Raw genomic sequence first — 12923 nt, 5'->3', positions numbered from 1 at the left:
GCCTCAGCCGCCGCACCCGCTGTCGCACTGGCTCATTGGGCACAGACTCATTGGGCGCAGACTCATCGGGCACAGACTCATTCGGCACGGACTCATTGGGCACAGGCTCATTCGGCACAGGCTCATTCGGCACAAGCTCATTCGGCACAGGCTCATGGGGCGCGGGCTCATTCGGCGGCGGCGAGCTGGCCGCAGGCGCCGTCGATCTCGCGGCCGCGCGTGTCGCGCACGGTCACCGGCACGCCGTGGAACTGCAGCCGCCGCACGAACGCCCGCTCGTCCTCCGGCCGGGAGGCCGTCCACTTCGAGCCGGGGGTCGGGTTGAGCGGGATCAGGTTGACGTGCACCAGCTTGTTCTTGATCAGCTTGCCGAGCAGGTCGGCCCGCCACTCCTGGTCGTTGACGTCCTTGATCAGCGCGTACTCGATGGAGACGCGCCGCTTGGTGCGCGCCGCGTACGCCCACGCGGCGTCGAGCACCTCGGCCACCTTCCACCGCGTGTTGATCGGCACCAGCGTGTCGCGCAGCTCGTCGTCGGGCGCGTGCAGCGACAGTGCGAGCGTGACCGGCAGCCCCTCGTCGGCGAGCTTGCCGATGGCCGGCACCAGCCCGACCGTGGAGACCGTGACGCTGCGCGCGGAGATGCCGAGGCCGTGGGGCGCGGGCTCGACCAGCCGCCGCACCGCGCCGATGACCTGCTTGTAGTTGGCCAGCGGCTCGCCCATGCCCATGAACACGACGTTGCTGACGCGGCCGGGCCCGCCGGGCACCTCGCCCCTGGCCAGCGCCCGCGCGCCCGCCACGACCTGCTCGACGATCTCGGCGGTGGACATGTTCCTCGTCAGGCCGGCCTGGCCGGTGGCGCAGAACGGGCAGTTCATGCCGCACCCGGCCTGCGATGACACGCACATGGTGACCCGGTCGGGGTAGCGCATGAGGACCGACTCCACCAGGGCGCCGTCGAAGAGCCGCCACAGCGTCTTGCGCGTCGTGCCGCCGTCGGTGGTCAGCTCTCTGACCGGGGTCAGCAGGTCGGGCAGCAGCGTGGCCAGCTTGTCCCTGGACGCCGCGGGAAGGTCGGTCATCGCCTGCACGTCGGTGGTGAGGCGCTCGAAGTAGTGGCGGGAGAGCTGGTCGGCGCGGAACGCCTTCTCACCCAGCTCGGTGACCGCCGCCCGCCGCTCGGCCATCGACAGGTCGGCCAGATGCCGGGCGGGCTTGGCCCGGCGCGGGGCGACGAAGGTGAGCTGACCAGGAGGCTGGGACACTGTGCTGCCTTTGCTTGAGGGGTTTGGCACCAGGGTAGTGAACGTTCGGATCGGAGGTGGAATTCCTGGTCACTGTCGGGCTCGCGTCCTGGTCTCCGGCCGATCTACAGTCGAGACGTATGGCGATTTCTCGGTCGGCATCTGGCGAGGGTGGGGCCGAGGTCGTGCTCGCCGCCGGCAACCCGTACGGCAGCCGGACGCTCGTCGTCGAGCGGGATGAGGACGCCTCGGTGGCTTACCTGTGCTCACCCGACGGCACCGTGCACGGCGCTGTCTGGCTGGCCAACCACCGCCCCGCGCCGCAGGTCGTCGATCTGGCCCGCATCAACGCCGGCCTGCCGCCGCTCATGCCGAGGGCCAACACGCTCCACCCCGAGGGCCGCCGCCCACTCGGCCAGTTGAGCCCGCTGTGGTTCGAAGAGGGCGACGGCGTGGCGCTCTACGAGGACGACGAGCTGCTCGCGGTCATCCCGGGCTGGGCCGACATGAGCCGCGGGATGCCGGGGTACGCGCGGGACGCGGTGGGCGAGTCGCCGTTCGCCTGGGCGCTGTCGGAGGCGCTCGAAGGGCTGCGGCCCCGTATCGCGAACGCCAGATCCTACTGGCGCTGGCGGCACAGCGAAGGGTCGTGGCCGTCGTTCCAGCAGTTCGTGATGGGTCACCTCGACCGCGTGCTCGGCCCCGCGGGGCGCTACTGGGACGCGAGCGGCGACCGGCTGCCGACCGTGGGCATCACCGAGCGTCCCCCGCACGGCGAGCGGCGGTTCACGGTGCTGTCGACGGTGGGGATGAGCTGCCAGCGCATGCCGACGGTCGAGCAGTGGATCGACCGGCCCGGCGCGTACGCCAGGGTCGAGCTGGCCGTGGCCACCCGCGAGGACCCGCGCGACGCGGCGCTGCTGCTGGTCTGGCTGTCGCAGTATCCGTGGCACTCGGTGACCTGGCTGGGTCACGGCCACACGGCGAAGTGGTATCACGAGCCGGCGACGTTCCCGCTGGGGCCGCAGTATTCGGGGGTGCTCATGCAGGCCAACCCACCCCACATGCCCGACATGTCGGGCTTTGCGTTCGGGGGTGAGGCGGTGCGCTGGCTCTGGCTGTCCCCCATCACCACGCAGGCCATGCAGGCCCACCAGTCGTGAGCACCGCTAGAAGAAGAGCGTCATCAGCAGCCAGACCGGCACCAGCGTCGTCACCAGCGAGTCCAGGCGGTCCATCAGCCCGCCGTGCCCCGGCAGGATCGTGCCCAGATCCTTGATGCCGAGATCCCGCTTGATCATCGACTCGATGAGGTCGCCCACCGTCGCGAGCAGCGCGCCCAGCGCGCCCATCAGCGCGCCCTGCCACAGCTCCCCGCCCAGCAGCCAGGTCACCAGCCAGGCGCCGACCGCCGTACAGGCGATCAGCGAGCCCGCCAGGCCCTCCCAGGTCTTCTTCGGGCTGATCGCCGTGAGCTGATGCCTGCCGAACAGCACCCCGGCGATGTAACCGCCGATGTCGCTGGCCACCGTCACCGCGATGAAGATCAGCACCCGGTGGCTGCCGTCCTCGGGCTTCAGCAGCAGCGCCACGAACCCGCTCAGCATCGCCGGATAGAACAGCGTGAACACCGACGCCGACGCGTCGCGGACGAAACCATCCGTACCCGCGCTGAACATCCGCCATATCAGCAGCACGAACGCGAACACCGCGAACGCCGCCAGCATCCAGACCGGCCCGCCCCAATAGGCGCCGGCCTGAATGGCCACCAGTCCCAGCAGCACCGGGGGAACGGGCACCACGATGTCACGGGTGGCGAACGCCCTGGCCAGCTCGACCACGCCGACGCCCACGCACACCACGGCCACGAGGAGGAACAGCTCCTTGACCGTGTAGATGGTCCCCAGGACCAGCGCGCCCAGCACCAGCCCGACCGCGATCGCGGCAGGCAGGTTCCTTCCGGTACGGCTGCCGCCGCTCGAGCTGGTGCCAGCCGTACTTTTCTCCACAGACTTCTCCATAAGCCACGGCCCCCGCCATCGCGGCGAGGGCCGCAGTGCAGACCCGCTGGAGACAGCGCCCCCGCGTTACGGGGACCCGCCTCCCTGTCGAGACGGCCCGCCTGACGCGGCCCGCCGTGCGGCGCGCCGCTCAGACCTCGAGCAGCTCGGCTTCCTTGTGCTTGAGCAGCTCGTCGATCTTGGCGACGTGCTTCTGAGTGAGCTCGTCGAGCTCCTTCTCGGCCCGCCGGACCTCGTCCTCGCCCGCCTCGCCGTCCTTGACCATCTTGTCAAGGGCTTCCTTGGCGGAGCGGCGGATGTTGCGCACCGACACCTTGGCCTGCTCGCCCTTGTTCCTGGCGACCTTGATGTACTCCTTGCGGCGCTCCTCCGACAGCTCGGGGAACGTCACGCGGATCACCTGGCCGTCGTCGGTGGGGTTGACGCCGAGGTCGGAGTCGCGGATGGCCTTCTCGATCGCGCCCATCGAGCTCTTGTCATAGGGCTGGATGAGGACCATGCGCGCCTCGGGCACGTGGAAGGACGCCAACTGCTGGATCGGCGTCGGCGTGCCGTAGTACTCGGCAGTGATCTTGTTGAACATCGAGGGGGTGACACGGCCCGTACGGATGCTCGCGAAGTCCTCCTTCGCCACCGAAACGGCCTTGTCCATCTTTTCCTCGGCTTCGAGGAGGGTTTCGTCGATCACAGCGGCTCCCTGTCTTCTAGCTGGCGGTATCGGGCTCGCTCCGTCATTTGCCTGCGGGACTCACCAGCGTGCCGATTTTCTCACCGCGTACCGCTCGCAGGATGTTGCCCTCGCCCATGAGGTCGAAGACGACGATCGGCAGATCGTTGTCCTTGCACAGGCTGATCGCGGTGGCGTCCATGACCGCGAGGTCGCGCAGCAGCACCTCGCCGTAGTCGAGGTGGTCGAACCGCACCGCGTCGGGGTTCTTGCGCGGATCGGAGTCGTAGATCCCGTCGACCTGCGTGCCCTTGAGCAGCGCCTCGGCACCGATCTCCAGGGCCCGCTGGGAGGCCGCGGTGTCGGTCGAGAAGAACGGCGAACCCAGCCCGGCGCCGAAGATGACCACGCGCCCCTTCTCGAGGTGCCTGATCGCGCGGCGCGGCAGGAACGGCTCGGCCACCTGCTGCATGGTGATGGCGGTCTGCACGCGCGTCTCCACACCCCGCCGTTCCAGGAAGTCCTGCAGGGCCAGGCAGTTGATGACGGTGCCGAGCATGCCCATGTAGTCGGCCCTGGCGCGGTCGATGCCGCCCTGCGACAAGGTGGCGCCACGGAACATGTTGCCGCCGCCTACCACGACCGCCACCTGCACGCCCTCGCGGACGGCCTCGGCGATCGAGTCGGCCAGGTGATCGACCACGCGCGGGTCGATGCCGAGCGGCTCGTTGCCGGCGAACGCCTCTCCTGACAGTTTCAACATCACCCGCTTCCACCGGAGCGGGCTTTGCGGGTTTTGAGATGAGGAAGCCGCCGTCCGTGTGGATTCGTGGGCTGACTCCCGGTGGTCCTGCACGGCGGCGGCCTCCTTCATTCGGTGGATCGTTGAGCTCGCAGCTTGGTTAAGCCTAAGCCTGACCGACCTTGAAGCGGACAAAGCTGAGGACCTCGACGCCGTTCTCCTCGGCGTACTTGCCCACGCTCTTCTTGTTGTCCTTGACAAAGGGCTGCTGGAGCAGGGTGAAGTCGCGGTACCAGCCGTTCACGCGGCCCTCGACGATCTTGCCGATCGCGGCCTCCGGCTTGCCCTCCTCGCGGGTCATCTCCTCGAAGAGCTTGCGCTCCTTCTCGACGATCTCGGCGGGGACGGACTCCGGCTTGAGGTACTGCGGCGCCATGGCGGCGGCGTGCTGCGCGATGTCCTTGGCGACCTCGGCGTTCGGCTTGTCGAGCTGCACCAGCACGCCGACGGCCGGCGGCAGGGCCGGGTCGGTCTTGTGCATGTAGGCGCCGATGTAGCCGCCCTCCAACACCGCGAAGCGACGGACCTCGATCTTCTCACCCAGCGCGGCGTTGGCCTCGTCCAGGTGCTCCTTGACGGTCTTGCCGCCGAAGGAGGACTCGAGCAGCGCCGGGACGTCGGCCGGCTTGGTCTCCAGCACGTGCGCCACGACCTGGGCGGCCAGCTCCTGGAAGCGCTCGCCCTTGGCCACGAAGTCGGTCTCGCAGTTGAGCTCGAGCAGCGCGGCGGAGGAGTCGCCGTCCTGCTTGAGCGCCACCAGGCCGTTGGACGCGGTGCGGGCCTCGCGCTTGCCCACGTCCTTGGCGCCCTTGAGGCGAAGCAGCTCGATGGCGCGGTCGAAGTCGCCCTCGGCCTCCTCGAGCGCCTTCTTGCAGTCCATCATGCCGGCAGCGGTGATCTCGCGAAGCCGCTTGACGTCGGCCATGTTCACGGAAGCCATTGCTCTTTTTCCTTGTGGGATATCGTCGTCGATCATGGTGCGGGCGGGGGCGGGAAGCCCTCCACCCTGGTTCGTACGGCCGGGCGCCTGCCGTACGTGAGCCTTGTCGTGCCTTTCACCGGCCTTCACCGGTCACCGCCGGTCCCGGCCCGGTCGTGCACCGGTTCGGGCCGGCGTTCGGCGTTCGCCGCTGCCTTGCCCGGCATACTGCCCAGCCTCGCCTCGGCCTACCACCCCATCACCGCCGCCTGAGCCCGCAGCCCCGATCCCAAGCCCCGGTGCCCGGCCCAGGCCCTGGCCCTGAGCCCCTGACCCTGAGCCCCTGGCCCGCGGCCCTGAGCTCCTGGTTCACGCCCCGAGCTCCCGGCCCACGGCCCCGAGCTCATGGTTCGTGGCCCCGAGCTCCCGGCCCACGGCCCTGAGCTCCTGGTTCGCGGCCCTGAGCCCGCCGATCCCGAGCCGCTTGGCCCGGAACCCCGAGCCTCCTGGCCCTGGAACAGCCCACCCGGCGGGGTGGGCCGCTCCTGCGTGCCGTCACCGGCCGGTCGTTCACCCGACCGCGACGTGCGCCTTGCCCGGCCCTCGCCTGACCGGCTGCCGGAACCCCGGCGGCCGTGGTGCGGTGGTCCGCCTGTATTCAGCTGTCACGTTCGCCTTGCTGACGGTCCTGGCTTCCCAGGCACGGCCGGCAGGCCGCCGGAGCATCGACGCCCTGTCCCGACACCGACCTCGGACACCGGCGCCCGGTGCGGACATCGGCCCCGGGCACCGACGCCTCCAACCGGCATCGGCCCGGCTCCTGCCCGATCGGACGTTCGGCCTGGCTCCTGCCCGACCGGACGTCCGGGCCGGATTCGCGCCCGGCCCGGCCCGTACGACCTGATCTCAGGACCGCAACGCCCAGCGGGTCCCATCAGAGCCGCCACGAGCCTGCCGGACCCGCGCCCGCACGGAAAGCGCCGTACCGTCAGCGGAACCGCCCCCGGCACCTGTGCGACCGGCGGCAGCGACCGCCCCCGGCGGGACGACCACCGAGCACCCGTCACCGAGCCGGCCAGAACCGTGTCCTTCCATCAGAACACGGCCGGACCCGCCCGGGGCAGACCCTCAGCGGTCACCCCAGGGTGAAGGCGTCAGGCCTGCTGGCCGCTCTCGCCCTCGGCAGGAGCGGCGGACTCGGCCGGAGCCTCGGCCTTCGCCTCGCCCTCGGCAGCGGCCTCGGGAGCGGCGGCCGCCTCGGCGGCCTTCTCGCCCGCGCCCTGCTCGATGAGCTCGCGCTCCCACTCGGCCAGCGGCTCGGCGGCGGCCGGCTTCTCGTCACCGCGAGCGGCGCCGGAGCGAGCCATCAGACCGGCCGCGACAGCGTCGGCGACGACCCTGGTCAGCAGGCCGACGGCGCGGATGGCGTCGTCGTTGCCCGGGATCGGGTAGTCGACCTCGTCGGGGTCGCAGTTGGTGTCGAGGATCGCGACGACAGGGATGCCGAGCTTCTTGGCCTCGCTGATCGCGATGTGCTCCTTCTTGGTGTCGACGACCCACACGGCGCTAGGCACACGGCCCATGTCACGGATGCCGCCGAGCGTGCGCTCGAGCTTGTCCTTCTCGCGACGGCGCATCAGGAGCTCCTTCTTGGTGAGCCCCGAGGCGGCGACGTTGTCGAAGTCGAGCTCCTCGAGCTCCTTCAGACGCTGCAGCCGCTTGTGCACGGTCGAGAAGTTGGTGAGCATGCCACCCAGCCAGCGCTGGTTGACGTACGGCATGCCGACCCGGGAAGCCTGCTCGGCGATGGCCTCCTGAGCCTGCTTCTTGGTGCCGATGAACAGGATCGTGCCGCCGTGGGCGACGGTCTCCTTCACGAAGTCGTAGGCGCGGTCGATGTACGACAGCGACTTCTGAAGGTCGATGATGTAGATGCCGTTACGCTCGGTGAAGATGAATCGCTTCATCTTCGGGTTCCAGCGCCGCGTCTGGTGGCCGAAGTGAACGCCGCTCTCGAGCAGCTGTCGCATGGTGACGACGGGGGCCATGTGCTGGTCCTCCAGGTCTGGGCGCCCTGCGGATGGGCGCTGTTCTCGGTTGTGCCGCGGCAGCGCGCTGTCTGCCGCCCTGATGCCCCGAACCCGCACCAGCCGGGCACCTGGCCCGGACCGACGGTGCGGTCCGCAATGGGGCATGCGAAGTCGGCCTGCGGTGACAGGCCACCGGAAAGTCTACCTCCCACACCGCCCCCGGCTGACCGTCCCCGGTCAAACGGACATCTCCCTAACTTTGCCTGCCCCGCCCCCATTCTCCCGGTGACCGCCCGCCCACCCTCACGGCGCTTCCGTCCGTAACCATCCCCTCGTCGACCCGACGTACTCGGGCAACACGCCACCCGCACAACACGCTCCTCGCCTCAGCGCACCCAGACACCACCAAGCCACCGGCTCACCCCCGTACACGTCCCCTCACCACCCCGGCCCACGCACACGCCACCCACCGACTCACGACCTCCACACACCACCCTCCGCCAGCTCGGCCGCCCACACCCCCCACCATCCCGACCCGATCCACGCGCGCGTCACCCGCCAGCTCACGTCATCCGCGCGCCACCCTCCACCGGCCGGATCCGCCCACGTCCGGCCCTGACCGGCTCGGACCGTTCGTGCGCCACGGAATCCGCGCACGGCACCCACCACCGGCTCAAGCCGCCCGTGCGCCACTACCTCCGTGGGCGCGGCGTACGCCGCAACGTCCCCGGCCTCCCATGGGCGCGACGTGCGCCGCAACGTCCCGCGGGCCGCCTGCCGAAGCCCTCAGGCGTCGCCTTCAGCGGGGGCCGGCGCGTCCCCGGGACGGCCGTTCCCCCTCCCCCTCGGGAGCCCGTGATCCTCCGTCGGCAGACCGGGCCGCGGCCGCGGCGAGACCGGGAACAGGTTGACCTGCACCTCGGCGACCCTGGCCCCCTCAGGCGCCGTCTCCACGCCACGATGGCGCACCACGTACGGCTCGATCAGCTTCTCGATCTCCTCGTTCAGCCTCGCCATCTCATGCGCGTCCACCCGGATCCGATACCGGACGAACCTGACCGCGTCCCGCCACTCCGGGGTCTCCTTCTCGACCTCCTGCAGCGCGCGCTCGGCCTCCTCCTGCGCGGATCGCCGGATGACGGCGATCAGGTGCCGTTTGGCGGTCCGCACCTCGGGCCGGTCCTCGGGCTCGATGCCGACGGCGAGCCTGCGGTCGGCGGCCCGCCACACCCGCTCCCTGCCGTCACCGCGCGGGGGCGCGTCCTCGACGAAGCCGTACTTGGCGAGCATGCGCAGGTGGTAGCTGGCGGCGCTGGGGGTGATGCCCGCGATCTCCGCGACCTCGGTGGCGGTGGCGCTTCCCTCCACGCCCAGCTGATGCAGGATCGCCAGTCTCGCGGGGTGCGCCAGCGCCCTCATCGCCTTGGGGTCGCTGAGCGTCGAAGTGTCGCCGGTCATGAGGCAACCGTACCCATCACTGAGCTATGAAGGGTTGCTTTCATAAATTATGAAGGGTTATCTTCACATCTATGAAGCGTTCCCTTCACAATTCGCCGGGGCTCGCGGAGCCCGCCCCGGTGCCCCTACGCAAGCAGCGCGACTACCGGCTGCTCTGGACGGCTCGTACGATCTCATTCACCGGTTCCGAGGTCTCCAAGCTGGCCATCCCCCTGACCGCCGTGGCGCTGCTGGCCGCGTCCCCGGCGCAGATGGGGATGCTGACGGCGGCGGCGTCCGTACCGGCGCTGCTGTTCGGCCTCCAGTCGGGAGCCATCGCCGACCGCCTCACCCGCCACCGGCCGCTGATGATCGCGTGTGAGCTGGTCTCCTGCGCCGCCGCGGTCACCGTGCCCCTGGCATGGCTGCTCGGCGTGCTGAACGTGACGTGGCTGATCGTCGTGGCGCTGGTCATCGGCACGGCGGGAGTGCTGTTCAGAGCGGCCAACTTCCCGCACGTCGCCGCCATCGCGGGGCCCGAGCAGCGGACGAAGGCGATGGCGGGGCTTCAGACGACGTACTCGGTGGCCACCGTCGCCGGGCCCGGCCTGGGCGGCCTGCTGGTGCAGTTGCTGACGGCGCCGCTGGCCGTACTGGCGGAGGCCCTGTCCTTCCTCGCCTCGGCCCTGCTGCTGCGCGCCATACGTACGCCCGAGCGGAACACGCCCGCCGTCTCCAGGGGCATGTGGCGCGACATCCTGGAGGGCCTGAAGGTGAGCATCACGCACCCGGTGCTCCGCGCGCTGCTGTTCGCCGGCGTCACGATCAACTTCTTCGCCATGGCGTACACGGCGGTCTACATGCTCTACATGGTCAACACGCTGAACATCCCCAAGGGCATGATCGGCGTGCTCATCGCCATGGGCGGCGCCGGCGGCCTCCTGGGCGCGTGGCTGACCGCACGCCTGTCCCGGAGGTACGGCGAGAACCGGATCCTCCTCGTGGCGGTGCTCTTCTTCCCCCTGGAGGTCCTCACCGTCGGCCTGCTCTCCGGCCCGCTGTGGTGGAAGCTCGGTGTCCTGGCACTGGCCGGTACGGCCGCCGGCGCCATCGTGGTCTCCTTCGCCACCTGCATGAACGCCATCGTCCTGCAGGAGGCCGACCCGCAGCTGCGCGGCCGGGTGAACGCGACCATGACGTTCGCGATCCAGGGGGTGCTGTCGCTCGGCGGCCTGGCGGGCGGCTTCCTCGCGGAGATCATCGGCCTGCGGCCGGTGATCATCGTCTGTGCCGGCGGCATAGCCCTGGCCACGTTCTGGATCTGGCTCTCCCCCATCCGTCCCGGCCACCGCCGCCCCACCCGCCAGCCTGCACCGCCCTATGTTCCAGGAACGGCGACGTTCATGGCCACGAAACGCCACTCCACCCCGTAAGCCCCACCCAGCGCCGGCTCCTTGCGACCGCAGACCCCCTGCAGCCCTCGGCCCGCCGCCGCACGACGTTGACCATCACCCGGTCGTCCCGTGACCTGCCGAGGCACCCTTCTCCACAGCTCAGCCTCGTGATCCTCCCACCGTCCACAGAACGACGTTCACCGCGCCGCGAAGGTCACCGCACCCGCCAAACTCCCGTCCATGAACGTCGCACCCTCCCCAAACAGAACCCACGCCTTCCACTCCCCAGGGAGAACTTGCGCCCTTCACTCTCCATACAGAGCTCAGGCCCTTCACCCCGAAAACAGAACCCGCGCCCTTACCTCGCCGCCGGACTCCCGAAACAGCCCCCGCGCCCTTCACTCCCAAAACGGCACCCGTGCCCTTCACTCCGTAGGCAGAGCTCACGACCTGCCTAACCGCGTCAAGATCACCGTCTTCACCACCCTCATAGCCGCATTCACGCTCCTCCCCCTCTCCGCGCTCCCGGCAAGGGCCTCGCCCCAGGCCGACACCTCCACCTGGCGCTGGCCCCTGCACGGGCAGGTCCGGATCCTGCGCCGCTTCGCCCCGCCGCCCCAACCCTGGCTGGCCGGTCACCGCGGCGTCGACCTGGCCGCCCCGGTAGCCACCCCGGTCCTGGCGGCAGGCCCAGGCACCATCCGCTTCGCGGGCCCGGTAGCGGGGAAGGGCGTGGTGACCATCGACCACCCCAACGGCCTGCGCACTACGTACCTGCCCGTGAAGCCCTCCGTGTCCCGAGGCCACCAGGTGACCCCAGGCACGGAGATAGGCGTCATCGACGGCTCGACACCGCACTGCCCGGAGTCCTGCCTGCATTGGGGCCTCATCCGCGACGCCCACTACCTCGACCCCCTCCACCTGCTCGGCCACGCCCCCACCCGTCTCCTCCCCTTCTGGCCCCAGCCGGGCGACCGCTCCGCCACCCCGTACCGCGGCCCGAACACCACCTCGCGCACCACCACGACGCCTTTCACAGCCCCCGACCAGGCCCCACGAGACAACGCCCCACCCCCGGGCACAGCCCTCCGCCAGCCCGCCACCCCTTCCGACCCAGCCCTCCGCCAACCCGCCGACCCTTCCTATCCAGCCCTAAGCCCGACCACACCCTCCGGCGCATCCCCACGCCGAACCAACCAGCCCTCCGTCGCCGACGTACGTCGGGCCAAGCAGCCCTCCGTCGCAGACCTGCACCTGCACCAGACCACCGATTCCTACGACAGCCACCCCTCGTTCACCGCACTCGCCCACCACTCACCCATCGCCGGCGCCCTCCCGACCCCCTCCACAAGCACCACCAAGCAGACGATCACGATCACACCACCCGCCATCGCACCCACCGAACCAGCGACCGCCGGTACCCGATCGCCGTCCACCGCTGCGGGAGAGGGATGGGCGGTAGCCGCGATCATCAGACAGACCGACAGCACAGGCGACACACCGCCCGTCCCCTCCGGAGATGTCAGGACCGTGCCAAGTCCCGGCAGAAGGCCCGCCACCGAAGGCACTCACAGGGACGTGACCGAAACAGCACGTGAGACACCTGCCGACAGCACAAGTGAGACGGTGACCAATGCGATCGAGACATCGACCATCTCGGCACCGGACCGGCCCGCACCTCGAAAGCTCACAACGACAGCCTCAGAAACCTTTCTCAGCCACCCCCCGAGAACGGCTGACACCTCCAGCCCGACCCCCACCCTCACACGGGCCATGTCCTACCCGCTGAGTACGGCCCTCACGGTGACAGCCTTCGTCGCAGCCCTGCTCCTCATAGCACTCCGATGCCACAGACACCGAGGCCACCGGGGCAAGCCCCGCTACCGAACCACCACGAAAGGCCAACACCGCAAAAGCCGCCACCACCGCACAAACTCAAAACCGAGAGCCCACCCTCACCCCTGACCACCGCTCCCGGGTGCCCGCCGCACCCGGGCCACGCTCACCCACCAGCACTCACCGATAAGCAACAACGCGAGTCCAAAAGACCCGACCCGACGACAAACAGCTCTGATCAGGCCTAATCCACAACCCCGAACCACCAGCCCTTCGGCCCCGACCCCTCGAACCCCCAAACCTCTGGACCTCTGAGCCTCTGGACCACTGGACCTCTGAGCCTCTGGACCCCTGGATCACTGGACGGGCCACTGGACCACTGGACGGGCCACTGGGCCACTGGGCCACTGGACGGGCCACTGGGCCACTGGACGGGCCACTGGGCCACTGGGCCACTGGGCCACTGGGCCACTGGAGCATTGCACCCTCGAACCCTTGAGCCCCTGGGCCCTCGAACTCCGAATCCGCGATCCCTTGCCCCCGGACCCGCGAACCCCTGCCCCCTGAACC

General features: G+C 69.8%; 10 protein-coding genes. 3 read left to right on the top strand and 7 right to left on the bottom strand.

Going from position 1 to position 12923, the window contains the following annotated elements:
• Positions 1–167: 167 nt before the first annotated feature.
• On the bottom strand, positions 168–1268 hold the full coding sequence (rlmN, locus tag ACGFIM_RS24910; RefSeq protein ID WP_393204049.1) for a 23S rRNA (adenine(2503)-C(2))-methyltransferase RlmN: 1101 nt from the start codon (positions 1266–1268) through the stop codon (positions 168–170).
• Between the two features lie 119 nt (positions 1269–1387).
• Between rlmN and ACGFIM_RS24905 the strand changes: the two genes are divergently transcribed.
• The gene (locus ACGFIM_RS24905; protein WP_393204047.1) at positions 1388–2410 is read left to right on the top strand and encodes a suppressor of fused domain protein; all 1023 of its coding nucleotides are present in this window, start codon (positions 1388–1390) and stop codon (positions 2408–2410) included.
• A gap of 6 nt (positions 2411–2416) precedes the next feature.
• Here ACGFIM_RS24905 and ACGFIM_RS24900 read toward each other — a convergent pair whose 3' ends face one another.
• From ACGFIM_RS24900 to ACGFIM_RS24875, 6 genes are all read right to left on the bottom strand, one after another.
• On the bottom strand, positions 2417–3256 hold the full coding sequence (locus tag ACGFIM_RS24900; RefSeq protein WP_393204045.1) for a phosphatidate cytidylyltransferase: 840 nt from the start codon (positions 3254–3256) through the stop codon (positions 2417–2419).
• Between the two features lie 142 nt (positions 3257–3398).
• Positions 3399–3956 carry a ribosome recycling factor gene (gene frr, locus ACGFIM_RS24895; RefSeq protein WP_393204043.1) on the bottom strand — a complete coding sequence of 186 codons (558 nt, stop codon included), beginning with the start codon at positions 3954–3956 and terminating at the stop codon, positions 3399–3401.
• 43 nt (positions 3957–3999) lie between these two features.
• Positions 4000–4698 carry a UMP kinase gene (gene pyrH / locus ACGFIM_RS24890; protein WP_393204041.1) on the bottom strand — a complete coding sequence of 233 codons (699 nt, stop codon included), beginning with the start codon at positions 4696–4698 and terminating at the stop codon, positions 4000–4002.
• A gap of 145 nt (positions 4699–4843) precedes the next feature.
• Positions 4844–5677, bottom strand: a complete 834-nt coding sequence (gene tsf, locus ACGFIM_RS24885; protein WP_393204039.1) for a translation elongation factor Ts — start codon at positions 5675–5677, stop codon at positions 4844–4846.
• A gap of 1133 nt (positions 5678–6810) precedes the next feature.
• Entirely contained in the window at positions 6811–7704 is an 894-nt protein-coding gene (gene rpsB / locus ACGFIM_RS24880; protein WP_393204037.1) for a 30S ribosomal protein S2, read from the bottom strand.
• 768 nt (positions 7705–8472) lie between these two features.
• Positions 8473–9144, bottom strand: coding sequence for an ArsR/SmtB family transcription factor (locus ACGFIM_RS24875; protein ID WP_393204035.1), 672 nt, complete (start codon positions 9142–9144; stop codon positions 8473–8475).
• Between the two features lie 71 nt (positions 9145–9215).
• Here ACGFIM_RS24875 and ACGFIM_RS24870 point away from each other — a divergent pair, with 71 nt between their 5' ends.
• A complete protein-coding gene (locus tag ACGFIM_RS24870) occupies positions 9216–10556 on the top strand; it encodes an MFS transporter (RefSeq protein ID WP_393204033.1) in 1341 nt (446 codons plus the stop codon).
• A 201-nt stretch (positions 10557–10757) separates the two neighbouring features.
• Positions 10758–12482 carry a peptidoglycan DD-metalloendopeptidase family protein gene (locus ACGFIM_RS24865; RefSeq protein WP_393204031.1) on the top strand — a complete coding sequence of 575 codons (1725 nt, stop codon included), beginning with the start codon at positions 10758–10760 and terminating at the stop codon, positions 12480–12482.
• The last annotated feature ends 441 nt before the right edge of the window (positions 12483–12923 follow it).

This window comes from Nonomuraea sp. NPDC049309 (assembly GCF_043196965.1).
Lineage (GTDB): Bacteria > Actinomycetota > Actinomycetes > Streptosporangiales > Streptosporangiaceae > Nonomuraea > Nonomuraea fastidiosa.
Note: the sequence above shows the minus strand (reverse complement) of the source record. Positions and strands in the feature narration are given on the sequence as shown.